Origin of the sequence: Paenibacillus andongensis, assembly GCF_025369935.1 — a bacterium.
Lineage (GTDB): Bacteria > Bacillota > Bacilli > Paenibacillales > NBRC-103111 > Paenibacillus_E > Paenibacillus_E andongensis.
Window position 1 is genome coordinate 1192024 of record NZ_CP104467.1, and the last position, 18122, is coordinate 1210145.

Below are 18122 nucleotides of genomic sequence, written 5' to 3' on the forward strand. Positions count from 1 at the left end.
TAATGAATCTAGAACATATGTTCTTGAGTGGGGTGGAGTAATAATGAGCAGTAGTAATCGTGAGAATAAAAAGATAGCCAACGTAATGGCTAATGCTTTACTTAACCAGCAATTTATTAGTGTAAAGATTTATAATGAGACTGGGGACGGGCAAATTACAGGTCTCATAACTAAAATTGATCAAGAGATAAGAAGAGTAAAGCTATCACACGAAAATGGTACGGATTGGGTAGCATTTGACGATATCTTGAATGTAGAATTGGTGGAATAATACCATGTAAAGCGGTATTTTCTAAGTTGAACTTTTGAGCCTATTCCAATCATATTATTGTATAATCAAATAAACGTTTTGAAAGTGAGCTGAAGCAGATGATGTGGTCGCCATTATTTGAAAATGATGTACCTGCAGTTATTCTCCCTTAACGGTAGAATAACGACATCTCCGTTAAGGACAGGAAATGTCTTGAAAAAACGGAGGGTACAAAATGAAAAAAACCTTATTAGGTTCTTTATATTTATCACTCGCTGCTAGTATTTGGGGCGGGATGTATGTGGTGGTAAAAGTTGTGGTAGACGTTGTACCACCACTTGAATTAGTCTGGCTTCGCTATGTTATTGCGATTATTGCATTGCTAATTATTGGCGTTGTAACCAAGCAATCATGGCGGGTTGAAAAACGAGACTGGCCATTCATTTTCATTATTGGGCTTGTTGGAAATACAATTTCTATCGTAACCCAAGAAGTGGGTACAATGCTTTCTAATGCACAAATGGGTGCCATTATTACTTCAACGACACCTGCATTTATGGTGCTGTTTGCGCGTATCTTTTTAAAAGAAAAAATGACCATAAAAAAGGCGATTTCGATTGTTTTAGCAACTATCGGTGTTTATACGATTGTCGGAAATGCCCATATCGATTTATCTCATCAACTTGGTGGCGTTTCACTGCTTATTGCAGCAATAACGTGGTCACTTATGTCTGTTCTTATTAAACGTGTACCGAATCAATATTCACCCATTGTTGTAACGAGCTATGCGACTCTTGTGGCAATCGCTTTACTAACGCCTTTTACAATAAGTCGATTAGATGAGCTCGATTTTCAAGCCATGATGCATCCAACTATTTGGGGTGGTCTTTTATTCTTGGGAATTATTTCGACCGCATGCGGTTTTTTGCTCTGGAATCGCGGACTACAAATGCTTAACGCTTCAAGCGGCGGATTATTCTTCTTTTTTCAGCCTGTAGTCGGTACTTTTTTAGGGTGGCTGCTGCTAGGTGAACGAGTTGGCCTGTCATTTGGGATAGGTACTATATTAATCTTTATGGGTGTATTGTTGGTCATTCGACCTAAACGAGAAACGAGACTTACTAACTAGGATCACGAGGCTGCCGCTGAAAAGAATCGGCAGCCTCGTTCCGTTAACAGGCAGTTTGGAAAAATAGGAAATAAAAGGAACGACCCCGCTGCTTAACGAATTATAATAAGAGCTAGAACTAACTGTTGGAGGGGGAGATTAAGGAAGATTTTCGTTATGCAGGTTATATCATGGCACAAGAAATACTAGAAGGAATATGGAAAGGGAGGAACCAACCTTGGTCAACGCCATCATAGAAGTGGACGGACTCGTCAAACGGTATGGGAAATTCACTGCAGTAAATGGGATTAATTTCCAAGTGCGTGAAGGGGAAGTGTTTGGACTGCTCGGGCCAAATGGGGCGGGCAAAACGACAACGATGGAAATGATCGAAGGTTTGCGGCGACCGGATGAAGGGAGAGCGCTTGTCGCAGGCTTCGATACGAAGAAGGATTTGAAGAAGGTCAAGGAAATCATCGGCGTCCAGCTCCAATCGACGTCGCTGTTCGACCTGCTCCACGTTCACGAGATCATCCGTATGTACGCAAGCTTTTATCCAAGCTCCGTGCCGATTGAGCCGCTGCTCGACGACATGATATTGCGCGAAAAAAAGAATGACCGCGTCAAAAACTTATCCGGCGGCCAGAAGCAGCGGCTCGCTATCGCGTTGGCGCTCGTGAATGATCCAAAGGTGGTTTTTCTGGACGAACCGACAACCGGACTCGATCCTCAAGCTCGTCGTACGCTGTGGGATATCGTGCTCCGCCTGAAAGAACGCGGTAAAACTGTAGTGATTTCAACGCACTACATGGAAGAGGCTCATGTGCTTTGCGACCGCATCTGCCTTATGGATAAGGGACAAATCGTTGCGCTGGATACGCCGGAGCAGCTCGTCCGCAGCCTGCAGTCAGACAGTGCCATCGAGTTTCGCTTGCCTGAGCAGATTCGGGAAGATGAGGCGCGAAAGAAGGAAGTGCTGACGCTTGTCCAGTCATTGCCTGATGTGAAGCAAGTTGACCAGCGTAAAGACACGTTTGTGCTGTACACGGATCATTTGCAAAATGCGCTGACCGCATTCGTACAACAAACTGCTGAGCAGAACATCCGGGTTTCCGATCTGCAAACGCGCACGGCAACGCTCGAAGACGTGTTCATCCACATGACGGGAAGGAGCCTGAGGGAAGAATGAAAGCGTATCGTCAATTGACCTTATCCCAATTACGACTATTTGGGCGAAATCGGCAAGTATTGTTTTGGACGCTGGCTTTTCCGATCTTTTTCATGGTGATGCTAGGTTCATTCTTAGGAAAAGGGGATAGCACATCGCTCTCCGTCACCGTTATCGACCAAGACCAGACGACTGCGTCGAAAGCGCTGCTATCCTCTATGAAGCAGCTATCCATATTAAAATTAACTGAAAGCACGGATCTCGACGCGGCGATGAAAGACCTAAAGCATGGCGATCGGCAGCTTGTCGTCGCTGTTCCCAAAGGGTATGAAGCTGCTGTGGGCGCTAAATCCGCCTCAATGGAAGGTTCCAAACTCACGGTCTACTACGATGAAACGAGTCAAACAACCAATCAGATCGGGCTCCCCATCATGTCTCAGATCGCCGATGGCATTAGCAAGCAGATCCTGGGTTACACCCCTGTCATCACGATTCAATCACAGGCGGTGCAATCTCTAAACCTGAAGTATATCGATTTCCTCGTTCCAGGCATCGTTGCTATGATGATTATGAATAACAATCTGAATGGCGTCGCCGGCCAAATCGCATCTTGGCGTGAGCGGGGTATTCTTCGGCGTCTACAGAGTACGCCGCTCCAACCTCGGAGCTTCATTGCCGCGCAAATCACGGCTCGACTCCTGTTGAATGGCCTGCAGGCAATCATCGTGCTGCTGATCGGCAGCCTGATTTTCGGGACGCAGGTGAACGGTTCGTGGCTGCTTCTGCTCATGTTCGTCGTACTCGGAACACTGACGTTCATGTCAATCGGCTTCATCATCGCCGCGCTCGCCAAAACGCCGGAAAGTGCCGGCCCGATTGCCGGCTTCATCTCCTTCCCGCTTCTATTTCTAGGCGGCGTCTTCTTTCCGATCAAGAATATGCCTGACTGGCTGCAGCCCGTAGTCAAGCTGCTGCCGATCTCGCATCTGTCCACAGCGCTGCGCCAAATCATGAATGTCGGAGCTTCGCTTGCCGACGTATGGCATGAAGCCGCGCTGCTTGGCGGCTGGATGCTTGTAGCCTTCATTATCGCCAGCCTAACATTCAAGTGGGAGTAATACTAAGGCAGCCGGCCAGATTGGATCGGCTGCCTTTTTTCTGCTTAAGTGCAGTTAGTAGTGTAATTATTTTAGACCATAAATTTATCATTGACTTGGGTAAGGGTTAAAAGTTATTATAATTGTGTTGTTACTTAAACGTTTAGGTACTTAAACGATTCAGTAAAATTAAAGGGGGAATATGAATGTCCAAACGTTTGTTGATTACCTTCGTTATTGTTGTTCTTTTCAGCTTTTCTTTTCTCGTTGGATGTACGAAGAAATCGACCCAACCAGAGCAAGATCATGTAGAACAAGACAGCACAAAGCAAGGAGGAGCTAAACCAGAGGCCGGAGCTGAACTGCTCGTTTGGGAGTCTAAGGGTCCTGAATTGGATTACTTGAAAGCGATCTCAGCAAGCTTTGAAAAAGAGTATGGCGTTAAAGTGAAGGTGGAAGTCGTTCCTGCGATAGACTCTGTGAAGAAACTTACGACAGATGGTCCTGCCGGAATTGGGGCTGATGTATTCTCTGCCCCACACGATCAATTAGGTAATGCCGTTACGGCGGGACTTGTTTTACAGAACGATACATTTAACGAAAGCATGCGAAATGATTTTATGTCTTCGGCGATTGACGGAGTCAGCTACAAGGGAGTGTTATACGGGTTCCCGACGGCCATTGACACTTATGCGCTTTTTTATAATAAAAAATGGATGGAAAAAGCACCGAAAACGTATGAAGAAATCATAAAGTTTGCAGAAACTTACAACGATCCCAAAAACAAAAAGTACGCCTTTATGTGGGATGTACGTCAGTTGTATCAATCCTATTCGTTCCTGGCAGGTTACGGCGGCTATGTATTTGGCAAGAATGGTACGGATGCGACCGATATTGGTCTGAATAGCACCAAAGCGATCGAAGGGGCGAAGTTCTTTCAATCGTTAAAGAAAATACTTCCGTTAAACGTTAATGACATTAACGATAATATCATTACAGGCTTATTCCAAGAAGGGAAAACAGCCGCTGTCATCAACGGACCCTGGTTAATGGCCGGTTTGTCTAAGGTCAACTTTGATTATGGCGTTGCGCCGCTGCCGCTTTTGCCTAATGGCGAACATCCACAAAGCTTTTCAGGCATTAGAGCGCTGTATGTAAATTCGTATACCAAATACCCGGTTGCCGCGAAAATGTTTGCTAGTTATGCAACAAGTAAAGAAAATTTAATTAATCGGTTTAAAATGACGACCCAACTGCCTCCTAGGAAAGACATGATGAATGATCCGATCATCACGAAGGACGCTAATGCATCGGCTTTCCTTGAACAAGCGAAATATTCGACGCCAATGCCGTCTATACCGGAGATGGGAAATGTTTGGGTGCCCGCAGGCGCAGCACTTGCTTCCATTTGGAACGATAATGGGGATCCGGCGACCGTCCTGAATAACGCGGTAGAACAAATCAAGACAGCAATGAAGACTAAGAAATAAGGCGGTCTTACGTATGGATTTGAATCAAAGTGCTATTCGACATCGAACGATAGCCGCTATTTGCTCCACAGTTTTTATTGGTCTAGGTCAACTTTATAACAAACAATTTCTTAAAGGATTTATCTTCATCATCTTGGCGCAATTGTTTTTCTGGAACTATTATCCCATTGCTTATAAAGGGATTATCGGCTTCATCACGTTAGGTGATGTGCCTACCCAAATCATCAATGGGAAAGTGGTTCATGGCGATCACTCCATTTTTATGTTAATAAACGGCCTAATCACACTTGTGATTATCCTTTTGTTCTTAGGCTTCTATGTAATTAACATTTATGATGCTAAGAAAAACGGGGGACTGAGGGATGAAGGAGACAGTGTTCCTGGATTCATGGATTCCGTTAGAAAAGCGAAATTCAGGAATTTCCCTTATCTCTTATTGCTGCCAGCGGCATTCTTTGTACTCTTTGTTACGATTATACCGCTCGTTTTTAATGTTCTGATTGCTTTTACGAACTATTCGGCTCCCGCCCATATTCCTGATCGATCCTTAGTAGATTGGGTAGGTTTTAGAACTTTTTATGATTTATTTGCCCAAAAAGCTTGGAGATTCACGTTATTTGGCATTTCCATTTGGAATATCGTGTGGGCTGTAGCCTCTACCTCATCTGTTTTTTTGAGCGGGTTACTACTGGCGTTGATGCTGAACCATCCTAAGATTAAATTCAAAAGATTTTGGAGAACCGTCTTTATCTTGCCTTGGGCAGTACCGCAATTCATCTCTATATTGGTTTTCAGGGTTTTATTGAATGGTTCGTTCGGTCCCATTAATGAGACAATCGGCAAACTTGGATTTTCTCCAGTGCCCTGGCTATCCGATCCGACCATGGCGAAAGTTACGATTATTCTCGTTAATTTATGGTTTTCGACGCCTTTCCTTATGGCTCTGATGTCGGGTGTTTTAACGACAATGCCGCGCGACCTTTACGAAGCAGCCGAAGTAGATGGCGCCTCAGGAAAGCAAAAGTTTTTCAAGATCACTCTTCCGCTTGTTTTACTGGCTACCGCACCTATATTAATTATGCAATTTGCGTTTAATTTTAATAACTTTAATTTGATTTATCTGCTTACGGATGGCAAACCAGATAGTCCTGCTTATTATTACGCGGGAAGCACGGATATTCTCATCTCGTGGATCTTTAAGATGACGCTTAATCAAAGTCAATTTAATATGGCTTCCGCCGTGTCTATCATTATGTTTATCTTTATTGCGATGTTTTCTTTATGGAATTATAAGCGGATGAAGTCAGTCTAGGAAGAGGATCTGGTCTAAATGTCTAAATTAAAATCCAACCTGATTGTCACAGGGATTTACATGGTTTTTGCCGTTTTGCTTATTGCGGTGATCTATCCGATCATTTGGGTTATCGGGACGTCACTTAATCCGGGTAATGCTCTTCTGGTAAGTAAAATGATTCCTGATGAGCCTACAATCGCACACTATATTGATCTTATAAGGAACACTGATTTTGTGTTGTGGTATCAAAATACAATCATGATCGCCATTACGAATGCTGTCGTGTCGACAACGCTTGTTGCGGCCACGGCTTACGCATTCTCGAGATTTCGTTTCAAGGGAAGAAAACAAGGATTAATGACATTATTGGTTCTTCAAATGTTTCCTGGCTTCTTATCCGTCATGGCGATTTTTGTTTTGTTATTACAGACCAAATTGTTAGACACCCATCTGGGCTTAATCCTCATTTATGCCGGAGGGTCCATTTCGATGGGGACATGGGTGATGAAGGGGCATTTCGATACCATCCCCAAAAGCCTGGAAGAAGCCGCTTTTATCGACGGAGCAAGTAATACGGATGTGTTTTTTAAAATTATTTTTCCTTTATCGCTGCCGGCGATTACCTTTGTAGCGTTAAACAGTTTCATAACGCCATTTATGGATTTTATTTTGCCGCAAATCGTTTTGAGATCATCGGAAAAAATGACTTTAGCGCAAGGCTTATATAATATGGTGGCCAACGAAACGAATTCCAGCTTTACGCTATTCGCTGCTGGTGCTGTGCTTGTGGCATTACCAATCACTGTGCTGTATATGTATTTCCAAAAGTATTTAATTAACGGAATTACGTCAGGGGCAGATAAAGGGTAATGGAGGAAAGTAGATTATACGTAAGGAGTCTGCCATGAACTTTGAAGCGATTTACCATAGAGCTGCTGATTCTTATTGCTACGCCTATGATGACAACTTATTCCATATTCGATTACGGACAAAGAAAGACGATCTTCAAATGGTGAAAGTCATTCACGGAGATAAATATGATTGGGATAAAACCGTTAGTGAGAAGCTTCTTTATAAGATGGCCAGCGATGAATTGTTCGATTATTGGCAAGCGGAAATCGCTCCTGAGCACTTTAGGTTAAGATACGCATTTGAATTGGCTTCTGGCGATCAAACGTATTGGTATACGGAGAGCGGCTTTTGTAAGGAGAAACCAAAGGATTCGCTGAAATTTTTCGATTATCCGTTTCTTTGGTCGAGTGAAGTTTTAAAGCCGCCGGGGTGGGTAAAGGAGGCCATTTTTTATCAGATTTTCCCTGAACGATTTGCGAACGGCGATCCATCGAATGATCCGGCAAATGTACGTCCTTGGGAGGATGTCAATCCGGGTCCGCAAGATTTCTATGGGGGAGATCTACAAGGCGTATTAGACCGCATCGATTACATTAGCGCCTTAGGTGTTAATGCCATTTATTTTACGCCTATCTTTGAAGCGGAGACTAATCATAAATACGACACAACGGATTATTTAAAAGTAGACCCCCACTTCGGTGACATGACATTATTGAAAAAGTTGGTCAATGCTTTTCATGATCGCGGTATCCGCGTAATCCTTGATGCGGTGTTTAATCATAGCGGTTTTTGGTTTGCACCTTTTCAGGATGTGGTTGCAAAAGGTCCTGACTCGGCGTATTGGGATTGGTTCCACATCAAAGAATATCCGCTTAAATATGAACCAAGGCCGTCTTATCATTGTTTTGCTTTCGAGTCCCATATGCCGAAGCTCAATACTTCGAATCCGGAAGTCAGCAAATATTTGCTGGACGTTGCGCAGTATTGGGTAAAAGAGTGCGACATTGACGGATGGAGATTGGATGTTGCGAATGAAGTCGACCATGAATTCTGGAGGGCATTTCGCAAGGAATTAAAAGCGATCAAACCTGATTTCTATATCTTGGGTGAGATTTGGCACGATGCCATGCCATGGCTTCGAGGAGATCAGTTCGATGCGGTCATGAACTACCCGGCTACGGAAGCCATCATTGACTTTTTTGCCAAAGAAACGACCGATGCGCAGCAGTTCGCCTATCAGATCAATCGCCTGTTACCAGAGTATCCACAGCAGGTAAACGAAGCCGCCTTTAACATTCTTGGTAGTCACGATACGCCTAGATTGCTTACCGTCTGTGGCGACGAAAAAAGATTCAAGCTTGCCGTCTTGTTTCAGTTTATTTTCCTCGGCGTGCCATGTATCTATTACGGGGACGAAGTGGGGATGAGGGGAGGCCAAGACCCCGATTGCAGGAGACCGATGATTTGGGACGTGGAAGAACAGAATCACACACTTCTGGATTTTTATCGGAGTTTGATTTCCCTGAGAAAAAGACATCTTGCCCTGCAAGAGGGTTCATTTCGAATTATTTATGCAAAAAATCGTCAACTTGTCGTACAAAGGCAGCATGCCAGCGAACAACTTACCATTTGTTTTAATCATAGCGAACACTCGGCTTCCGTAAACTTTGCACTTCAAAGTGAATCATCGCCTGAAATACTCATGGGTAACGGAACATGCCAAATGGCCGAAAATCAGATTTCCGTAAATTTACCTGCATTCGGTTGGATCATTTTGGCTGCGTCGCTGTAAGTAATTGACAAAGTAAAAGCGATGTGATTAAATCAACCTAAACGTTTAAGTAGGGTGGGTTTATCATGAAAAAAGCAACCATAAAAGATATAGCCGGAGCGGCTGGCGTATCCATTGCCACAGTGTCTTACATTTTAAATGATGTCAAAACGCAGTCCATTTCTGATGAAACGCGTGTGAAAGTGCTGAAAATCGCACAACAGCTTAAGTATGTGACGAACCGGACGGCTCAGTCGTTAAAAATTAAGAAAACAGGACTGATTGGCATCCTGCTGTTTAAAGACAAGGATCAGAATGCGTGGTCTGATTTGAAATATGTTAGAACTATATACAAGATTGAGCAGCTATGCAGCAAGTTGGGCTATCATGTTCTCTTTATGCAAATCGACAGTACGGCACCTTCCTCTAAGATCATCATGGAAAGAAATTTGGACGGCGTCTTCATCATCAATGTCGATAAAGAAAAGTTCTCAACGATATCCAATTATTTCGGTTTCGGTATCCCGATATTCATCATCGACAGTTACATTGCAGACAATTTATTTCACAAAATCATGCCGAACTTTGAGCAAAGTTTTCGCGTGTTGAATGATTTGTTCGCGGAATCCCCGCAATTTCTCATTATGGATGCTTACAACAATGAAGAACTGGTGGAGCTCATTAAAGACAAATCCAACCTGGATGAAGATCGGATATATATTTACGAGAACAGAGAGAGTTTGAACACTTTCTTAGCCAAATTTACCGATCGCCCTGGGATTGTAATGAACGAGTTTTTGGCTAATGAAGTATACAAGACTCATAAGAAAACAGTGGCTATATGTACGTGCCATTACTCGGAAATTCTCCCTGAAGAAATGATGAAAATCCAGTTTGAATTAAATGATTATGAAGAGATTGTGCGCAGTTTGGATCGGTACATGAATGAGCAGGATTACGTAAACCCTGATAAGTTTTTCTTATTGACAACCAAATTGTGACTTTGTTACAAGGAGAAATGCTTTGTGAATTCATCAAGGCTCATCGAGTTCAAAGATTTTTATTCCAAGACCCTTAATAATTACAGAAATATATTTGTTTATTTGCCTCTTAGTTACGATACAGATCTACAGAAGCGATATCCTGTTCTATACATGCACGATGGCCAGCACGTATTTTTTGAGGATCAAAAGGGTGAATCGTGGGAGGTTCACACAACGGTAGACAAACTGGTTTCGCAAGGAAAGATGCGAGAAATCATTGTTGTTGCGATCGCCCATGTTGAAGACGCAAGGATTGCGGAGTATATGCACGCGTTTCCTGATGGGAATCATGTTTTTGATGTCATCAATCAAGGCGAGCTTTACGAGGCTTTCCTCATTCAGGAGGTTAAACCTTTTATCGATCGGACACTCCGAACGTTAACGGGCAAAGAGCATACGGCTCTCATGGGATCTTCTGCTGGCGGGTTAGTGTCTTATAATATTGGATTCCGTCAATCGGACACATTTGGAATGATAGGAGCCCTTTGTCCTTTCTTTGTCAGCACAGACCCCGGCACGATGAAAGAAACATGGTTAAGTCACATCTACACGGAAAAGAAGAATCTGAAAGTCTGGATGGATGTCGGAGATTCTGAAGGTTTTACGGTTATGGAAAAGCATGTCCGGTATGTCACGGATATTCTAATAAGAGCTGGATATGTACTCGGAGACGATCTTATGTACTACCTTGCAGTTGATTCCGGCCACTCTCAAAAGGATTGGGCTGCAAGGGTTCACGCGCCGCTCATTTATTTTTTTGGGGAAATAGGCCAGCCTGTTCGGGTTGATCTGCATGGTCCTAGGGTTGTTGGCCTGAAGGGGCCTAAGGTTACATTGAATCCAGTGGTACACTTCGATAGCGGTTTTATAATGACGGATTTAAATGCTCAATATGGAGTTGTTGATCCCGAGTTATTGGAGGTTACAATGGACGGTAAACTAGTCCCTAAAAAAGAAGGGAAAACGACGATCCAATATAGGAATGGCAGCTTAACTTCTGCTCTGGATGTTACCGTTGTCCCTTATATGTCAGATACGGCTACGGTTAAAGTCTTCGTTAAAGTGCCGGATTTCACGCCAAAAACAGATAAGCTATATGCAGGCTTAGAACTGCCGATGATTCGTGAAGGACTGTATGGCGGAACCTTTGAGGTGCCCAGGGATATGTCATTTGAATTTCGTATTTCTCGCGGTCTAGGACAGCATGAAGTAGACAGCCAAGGCCGAGAACTTCCTTATCGCCTATTTACGACGGATGATGGTTTAGTTCTGAATTACGAAGTGGAGAATTGGATAGACTTAGCAGCTGCGGCTGATAGAGGTGAGCAGGATGGACAGCAAATCAAGTATTTTGCGGATTGAAAACTTTTACTCCACACATTTGGACAATAGAAGAGATATCTTTGTATACCTCCCCCCCAGTTATCGCTACGAAAAGAGTAAGCATTATCCGGTATTGTATATGCATGATGGGCAAAATATTTTCCATCCTGCCTTTAACGGCTACTCCTGGCAAGTAAACGAAACCGTGGATAGATTGATTCAAAACCATACGATGGAAGAAATCATCGTTGTGGGCATTCCCAACATGGGAGCAGAGAGGGCCGATGAATTTACCCACGAGATGGAAGGGATTCTCCATCAGTCCGATAAAGTTCAAATCAAGCCCAAAGGCCAATTGTATGAAGCGTTTATTATTGATGAGCTAAAGCCTTATGTGGATTCCGTGTTTCGGACCTTAACGGATCCAGATCATACAGCTTTAATGGGGTCATCCAGAGGCGGGCAAGTCACTTATCATATCGGATTTCGCCGACCGGATATTTTTGGAAAACTCGCCATCATTTCACCTTATTTCTACTGTGTGGACCCAATGACATTGGAAGAAACGCCAGTTTATCATGCTTTTAACATGAAACAGTCGACCTCTCGAATTTGGATCGATTTGGGAGGCAGTGAAGGCACCTTGGTGATGGAAAAGCATGTCCGTGAAGTTGCTGAGAAGCTGTTGGATTTGGGATATGGAGCTGATAAGGAACTCATTTATTTCAATGCTCCGGGAGCGGTTCATTCGGAGAAAGATTGGGCATTAAGACTTTCTTCTCCTCTCATTCACTTTTTTGGGGAAAAGGGGAAGGAACGTTCTTTATCTTTACACGGCAGTGAAGAGGTTGGTCTTACTGGCCCCAAATGCCGGCTAAATCCAATTCTTGATTTTCAAACCGGCTTTCAGATGTCTTTGCTGCGAGCGACTTATGAAGTGGAAGATCATCGCATACTGAATGTTCTGAACGACGGAACCGTAGTGCCGCTGGAAGAAGGGGAAACATCGGTAACGGTCAAATATCGGGATTTGGAAGCTGCAAAATCAATTCGTGTGGTCCATGCTCAAAAAGAACATGTGACTTTGGAAATGGTCGTTCATGTCCCAGCGAATACGCCTGAAAATATTAAAATATACGCCTGGTTTCCCTTCATTCATAACCGGGGAAATGACACCTATTACAATCAACTTCAAGTCCCTCTTCATGCCCAATTTGTCTACCAAATCAGCAGGGAAGATAGATCCGTCGAGGTTGATCATACGGGGAAACCTGTCCAGCGCAAATATAAAGCCTTATCGGATTCGAAAGTAGAAATTACAGTCGAACATTGGTCATAGACAGAAACTCCTTAGCTTTGTACATACAAGGCTGAGGAGTTTGTTGTTTAGATGAGTGGACTTTTTGATACTTAATTTAGCGATAATTTTATTGAATAATAATTCAATTAAATGTATTATTATACATAATATTTTTTCGCACGATTTTATAAATAGATTGAGGGAGAACTGGAATGATTTTAACTTGTGAATCAAATTTTCTAGAAGATTATCTGGTAGAAACAGAGGAAGTTGATTATAGTCACCTTTCCATTAAAGAAAAAGCAGCAGAGTTATATGACGAATCGTATAACGAAGATGATTTTGTGAAAAAAGCTTATGAATTTGTTCGTGATGAAATATCTCATTCTTGGGATATTCAAAGTTCACGAATTACATGTAAAGCCTCGGAAGCAATATTCTTTAAGGAAGGTATTTGTTACGCGAAGTCTAATCTGTTGTGCGCCATTTTAAGAAGCAAAGGCATTCCAACTGGTTTTTGTTATCAACAGCTTACAATAGGTGACACACCAGATACAGGGTACTGCATCCATGCCTTAAATGCAGTTTACCTCAAGTCCATAGGAAGATGGGTTCGCCTAGATGCACGTGGAAATAAAGCTAATGTTAGTGCGGAATTCTCTACAGATGAAGAAAAGCTGGCTTTTCCGGTAAGGGAAGAATACAACGAAGTGGATCATCCAGAAATATATAAACGGCCAAACTTAAAAACAATTAACGCATTAAAGCAAAATACAGATTGTATACAGATGATTCTTCATGGTTTACCAACTAGTTTATAGTCATTTAGTGAAAAAACTTGTAAAGTTTTCGAATTTTCAAAAATTATGTTTACCTTACAATGGATATTTGATAATATAATCGCAAGAAATTAAATGCGACGAAGAGAAGAGTAAATAAATGAAATCTTTCGCAGAGAGCTCCGTTAGCTGAAAAGGAGTAAAGAATTCTTTATTGAAAAAAGCCTCAGAGCAGCACATCGGATCCACTTGTAAGGGTGATGGTGTGCCAGGAGCTCCTGTTACAGAGCTAGAGTATACGCATTAGATGATAATGCCGTACTTGAAGAGGCTAATATGGCGACATACTAGCGAATCTGGGGTGGTACCACGAGTGCATACAAATCTCGTCCCTAAGACTGATTAAAGTCTTGGGGGTGGGATTTTTTTTATTGGTTGAATAGAAGTACAGATCACGTGCAACATGCGGTACCAAATCAGACTGTTTGAATATATATTTAGGGGTTCCACTTAAATCATACCATTTTGAAAGGATTTGAATATCTGATGTCAGAAAAATTGAAGGTTGGAATTGTAGGAGGAACTGGTATGGTTGGTCAGCGGTTTGTTCAGTTGCTGGATCAGCATCCTTGGTTTAAAGTGACGGCCATCGCCGCTAGCAGCAGTTCTGCCGGTAAAACATATGAAGAATCTGTGCAAGGCAGATGGAAGTTGTCTGGCCCAATTCCTGAAGAAGTGAAAAATATCGTCGTACAGGATGCATCGAAAGTGGAGGAGGTAGCCGCTCAGGTCGATTTTATTTTTTGTGCAGTGGATATGAAAAAGAATGAAATTCAAGCGTTGGAAGAGGCATACGCAAAAACGGGCACGCCTGTTATTTCCAATAATTCTGCACATCGCTGGACGCCGGACATCCCGATGGTCATTCCGGAAGTTAATCCAGGGCATATTGAAGTGATTGCTGCACAGAGAAAGCGGCTTGGAACCTCCACCGGCTTCATTGCCGTTAAGCCCAACTGTTCAATCCAAAGCTATGTGCCGGCCCTTCATGCACTGCTAGATTACAAACCAACAAAAGTGGTTGCATCGACGTATCAGGCGATTTCCGGAGCAGGTAAAAACTTTACCGATTGGCCCGATATGTTGGATAATGTCATTCCTTATATTGGCGGCGAGGAAGAAAAAAGCGAGCAGGAGCCGCTGCGCATATGGGGCAGCATTGTAAATGATGAAATTATTAAAGCAAGTGCTCCTTTAATTACAACGCAGTGTATTCGCGTTCCAGTAACGGATGGGCATTTGGCTACCGTATTTGTTTCGTTCGAGAAAAAACCTTCGAAGGAAGAAATTCTTGATCGCTGGCTGCAATTCAAAGGACGACCGCAGGAGCTCGGTCTGCCAAGCGCTCCAAAACAGTTCATTACTTATTTTGAAGAAGAGAACAGGCCTCAGACTAAACTTGATCGTGAAATTGAGCGCGGTATGGGTGTTTCGGCGGGGAGATTGCGCGAGGATTCCATATATGATTTTAAATTTGTAGGACTATCACACAATACATTACGCGGAGCAGCGGGTGGTGCCGTTCTGATCGCCGAACTGCTTAAAGCGGAAGGGTACATTCAAGCAAAGTAGAAGAATTTATATTTAATGAAAGAAGCCACTTCTTATTCTTAGTAGAAGTGGCTTCTTTACTTTTTTCTAAAGTGGTGGCCGCATTACAGCACTGCTCCTTAACAATTCTCTCCTGCAGGGATTATGTACCAAGACCAAAGTCCAGCACGAAACTAAACCTCAGACAGTTATCACTGCTTCATTTATTTGCTAATCTTATTGCTATAGAACGTGGCTGCTATTGACGTCATGCTGCTTGTGGCAGTTATTCTCCTCTCAGCAGGGTGGTTGCTGATCCGATGGTTTCAAAAACGGAAGAAGCAAGGACGGGCGGCAGTCCAGATGGAGGAACAATGAACAGACAGTATAAGCCTGTTGAATTTATGAGGAAGAAGAACATGAAATGGTTAAGGAAGGCCGATCACAGCATGTTTGTATGGTGCAATCAAAAGGTAAATCACATTGTTCTGGATTGGTTGTTCGGATTGATTACCCACATGGGCGGCGCAACGTTTACGATTCTATGTGCCGTATTAGTTATATGGTATGCACCGGATGATTGGGGAGCGGTCGGTCTGCAAAGTTTAGCGGCTTTGGCCTTAAGTCATGTGATTGCCGTTATTATTAAGAAAAAGATGCGCAGAATTCGCCCATTCCACGTCATGCAGCAAGCGAGAGTAGGGAAATTTCCGCTTAAGGATTACTCGTTTCCATCTGGCCATACCACCGCTATTTTTGCATTCGTCACCCCCTTTCTATTCCTATCGACACAGGGAGTTGCTCTGTTATTGATCATCTTTGCGGGATTGGTTGCCTTTTCACGTGTTTATTGGGGATATCACTACCCAACGGATTGCGTAGCAGGAGGTACGATCGGAATGGGTACTGCTTTGCTGGTGGTTTATATGACGAATTCTTTATTGACATGACATGAATCAAGAATGGGGGGGCTTGGAATGCCGCCTATTGAACACTATGAAACGATCAGAAAATAAGTGAATTATAAGCCCTCGAGGAGTGTAAATATGGAGTGGATTAGCAATCTCTTTGAGCAGTACGGGTATTTTGTTTTAATTTTAGGATTGTTTACCGAATCATTAGCCTTGCCTTTCCCAGGAGAATTGGCAATGGCGATATCTGGTCACATGTCTACTTTTGGAAGTTTGAATATCTTAATCATAATCTTCTGTTCTTATTTTGGAGCTATAGCTGGTACGACAGTTACTTATTTTTTTGGTTATAAACTGGGTACACCTTTCTTTGAAAAATATGGAAGATTCTTTTTTCTGAACCAAGAACGAATCATTACAATCACGAATTGGTTTAATAAATATGGTAACAAGCTCATCCTTGTCAGCTATTTTATCCCAGGTTTGCGGCACTTCACTGGCTACGTGTCCGGCATTCTAAGGGTTCGGTTAGGCACCTTTCTCTTCTATAACTTCACGGGCGGACTTGTATGGGTATTGGCTTATGTCATGATCGGTAAAATTTTCGGTATAAAAATAGAGCAATTCCTCCACATCATTTCGCAATACTCCATAGCGGCAATTATTGTTTTGGTGGTTGGAGTGGGGATTGGATTTCATATTAAGCATAAAAAACATGCAATTATAGCTTGGATACGTACAATAAGCTGGCATAAATGACAAAGACGAGTTGTTATCTGGAGATAAACAGCTCGTCTTTTCATGCCGGCGATTTACTCTAAAGTATTCTATTGACTTAGAGTGCGCTCTAAGATGTAAACTTACACTATGGAAAAATATTTGAGCATTCAAGCCATTTCTAACCTTACTGGTATCACCGCTCACACCTTGCGTTACTATGAGAAAAACGGTCTGATTCATGCGATCGCCAGGGGTTCGAATGGTCGCCGCCAATATTCTGTCAACGATCTAGCATGGATTCGTTTTTTGGTAAGGCTTCGCACTACAGGAATGAGCATTAAGCAAATGCAACAGATCGCCGACCTGAGAAGACAAGGCTCCGCTTCGACCAAAGAAAGGAGAGTTCTGCTGGAAGCCCACAAGAACAAGGTAGCGGCACAGATCGAAAGGCTTCAAGAACATTATGAAGTCATTAACGAAAAAATAGAGATCTACCGTCAATGGGAACTAGAAAACCAACTGAATGGAGGTAGTTAAAGTGATGAACTCACCATATGAGCTTGGAAATAAACTGTTTCAAGAAACAGATGAAGAAGGTATCCAGGCAGTCGTCAATGGTTTAAGTAACGTGTCCCCGCACATCAGTAGATACATCATTGAGTTTTACGGGCAAACTTTCAGTAATCCCGTACTCACCTACCAACAAAGAGAAATGATCGTGATCTCAGCGTTAATTTCATTAGGCGATACGCCAAATCAACTCAAGTGGCATATAAACTTCGGTTTAAAAGTTGGGATTACGCCAGACGAAATGATAGAGATTGCTACTCATTGCATACCGTTTTGCGGCTTCCCGCGTGCTTTAAATGCTGTTGGCGTTGCGAAACAACTATTTGCAGAACTAAATATCGAAGTAAACATCGAGGACGAGCTGCTGCAAAGTGTAGGAGAACGACGGGAAAGAGGCTTGGCTAAACTTCAAGAAATTGACGGTCAACATGGTGACGCGGTTGTTGATTCACTTGCCGATATTGCCCCACAGTTAGCCGAACAAATCATCGAATTTGCGTTTGGTGAAATCTACAGCCGCTCAGGATTAAATCCTAAGCAACGTCAACTCGTTACGTTAGGAGCCTTAACTGCTCAAGGTGGATGCGAGCCGCAGTTGCGCGTACATCTCAATGCCGCAATTCGTGTAGGCCTAACGAGAGAAGAAATTATTGAGGCATTGCTGCACTGCTCCCCTTACACGGGATTTCCTAAGGTGTTAAATGCAATTACCGTTGCGAAAGAGATCTTCTTATCGCATTAATGTAGACGCCATTAGGGCTGCCATTTGGCGGTCCTTTTCTCATACGACAGGAAACGATATCACTTGATTCGCGAACATTTCCCAGCCTATTGACAAATATAGTATATTTCGTTA

The 18122-nt window shown here is 42.9% G+C and carries 17 protein-coding genes and 1 other annotated feature; all 17 genes read left to right on the plus strand.

The genetic code is table 11. The features are described from left to right. The first annotated feature begins 43 nt into the window (after positions 1-43). Positions 44-271: a YolD-like family protein gene (locus tag NYR53_RS05520; protein ID WP_261304268.1), complete on the plus strand. Its 228-nt coding sequence runs from the start codon at positions 44-46 to the stop codon at positions 269-271. A gap of 214 nt (positions 272-485) precedes the next feature. Next, the gene (locus tag NYR53_RS05525) at positions 486-1379 is read left to right on the plus strand and encodes a DMT family transporter (protein ID WP_261304269.1); all 894 of its coding nucleotides are present in this window, start codon (positions 486-488) and stop codon (positions 1377-1379) included. A 196-nt stretch (positions 1380-1575) separates the two neighbouring features. Next, complete coding sequence (locus tag NYR53_RS05530) at positions 1576-2547, plus strand: ABC transporter ATP-binding protein (RefSeq protein ID WP_261304270.1); 972 nt, start codon at positions 1576-1578, stop codon at positions 2545-2547. Beyond that, complete coding sequence (locus NYR53_RS05535) at positions 2544-3644, plus strand: ABC transporter permease (RefSeq protein WP_261304271.1); 1101 nt, start codon at positions 2544-2546, stop codon at positions 3642-3644. The genes NYR53_RS05530 and NYR53_RS05535 overlap by 4 nt, the downstream gene beginning before the upstream one ends. A gap of 185 nt (positions 3645-3829) precedes the next feature. Continuing rightward, a complete protein-coding gene (locus NYR53_RS05540; protein WP_261304272.1) occupies positions 3830-5113 on the plus strand; it encodes a sugar ABC transporter substrate-binding protein in 1284 nt (427 codons plus the stop codon). A 13-nt stretch (positions 5114-5126) separates the two neighbouring features. Further along, entirely contained in the window at positions 5127-6425 is a 1299-nt protein-coding gene (locus NYR53_RS05545) for a sugar ABC transporter permease (protein WP_261304273.1), read from the plus strand. 18 nt (positions 6426-6443) lie between these two features. After that, entirely contained in the window at positions 6444-7277 is an 834-nt protein-coding gene (locus tag NYR53_RS05550; RefSeq protein ID WP_261304274.1) for a sugar ABC transporter permease, read from the plus strand. A gap of 34 nt (positions 7278-7311) precedes the next feature. Next, positions 7312-9051 (plus strand): glycoside hydrolase family 13 protein, encoded by a 1740-nt coding sequence (locus NYR53_RS05555; protein ID WP_261304275.1) that lies wholly within the window; start codon positions 7312-7314, stop codon positions 9049-9051. 65 nt (positions 9052-9116) lie between these two features. Continuing rightward, positions 9117-10031 (plus strand): LacI family DNA-binding transcriptional regulator, encoded by a 915-nt coding sequence (locus tag NYR53_RS05560; RefSeq protein ID WP_261304276.1) that lies wholly within the window; start codon positions 9117-9119, stop codon positions 10029-10031. Between the two features lie 24 nt (positions 10032-10055). Then, positions 10056-11435 carry an alpha/beta hydrolase-fold protein gene (locus NYR53_RS05565; protein ID WP_261304277.1) on the plus strand — a complete coding sequence of 460 codons (1380 nt, stop codon included), beginning with the start codon at positions 10056-10058 and terminating at the stop codon, positions 11433-11435. Beyond that, positions 11404-12735: an alpha/beta hydrolase gene (locus NYR53_RS05570; protein WP_261304278.1), complete on the plus strand. Its 1332-nt coding sequence runs from the start codon at positions 11404-11406 to the stop codon at positions 12733-12735. Before NYR53_RS05565 ends, NYR53_RS05570 begins: the two co-directional genes overlap by 32 nt. 173 nt (positions 12736-12908) lie before the next feature. Continuing rightward, the gene (locus NYR53_RS05575) at positions 12909-13517 is read left to right on the plus strand and encodes a transglutaminase-like domain-containing protein (protein WP_261304279.1); all 609 of its coding nucleotides are present in this window, start codon (positions 12909-12911) and stop codon (positions 13515-13517) included. 89 nt (positions 13518-13606) lie between these two features. Next, positions 13607-13872: a binding site (T-box leader), on the plus strand. Between the two features lie 149 nt (positions 13873-14021). Continuing rightward, positions 14022-15107 (plus strand): aspartate-semialdehyde dehydrogenase, encoded by a 1086-nt coding sequence (gene asd, locus NYR53_RS05580; RefSeq protein WP_261304280.1) that lies wholly within the window; start codon positions 14022-14024, stop codon positions 15105-15107. Positions 15108-15385: 278 nt separating this feature from the next. Then, entirely contained in the window at positions 15386-16015 is a 630-nt protein-coding gene (locus NYR53_RS05585; protein WP_367618622.1) for a phosphatase PAP2 family protein, read from the plus strand. A gap of 96 nt (positions 16016-16111) precedes the next feature. After that, a complete protein-coding gene (locus NYR53_RS05590; protein ID WP_261304281.1) occupies positions 16112-16735 on the plus strand; it encodes a DedA family protein in 624 nt (207 codons plus the stop codon). A 108-nt stretch (positions 16736-16843) separates the two neighbouring features. Next, on the plus strand, positions 16844-17233 hold the full coding sequence (locus tag NYR53_RS05595; protein WP_261304282.1) for a MerR family transcriptional regulator: 390 nt from the start codon (positions 16844-16846) through the stop codon (positions 17231-17233). Between the two features lie 4 nt (positions 17234-17237). Further along, positions 17238-18008 carry a carboxymuconolactone decarboxylase family protein gene (locus tag NYR53_RS34395; RefSeq protein ID WP_367618661.1) on the plus strand — a complete coding sequence of 257 codons (771 nt, stop codon included), beginning with the start codon at positions 17238-17240 and terminating at the stop codon, positions 18006-18008. The last annotated feature ends 114 nt before the right edge of the window (positions 18009-18122 follow it).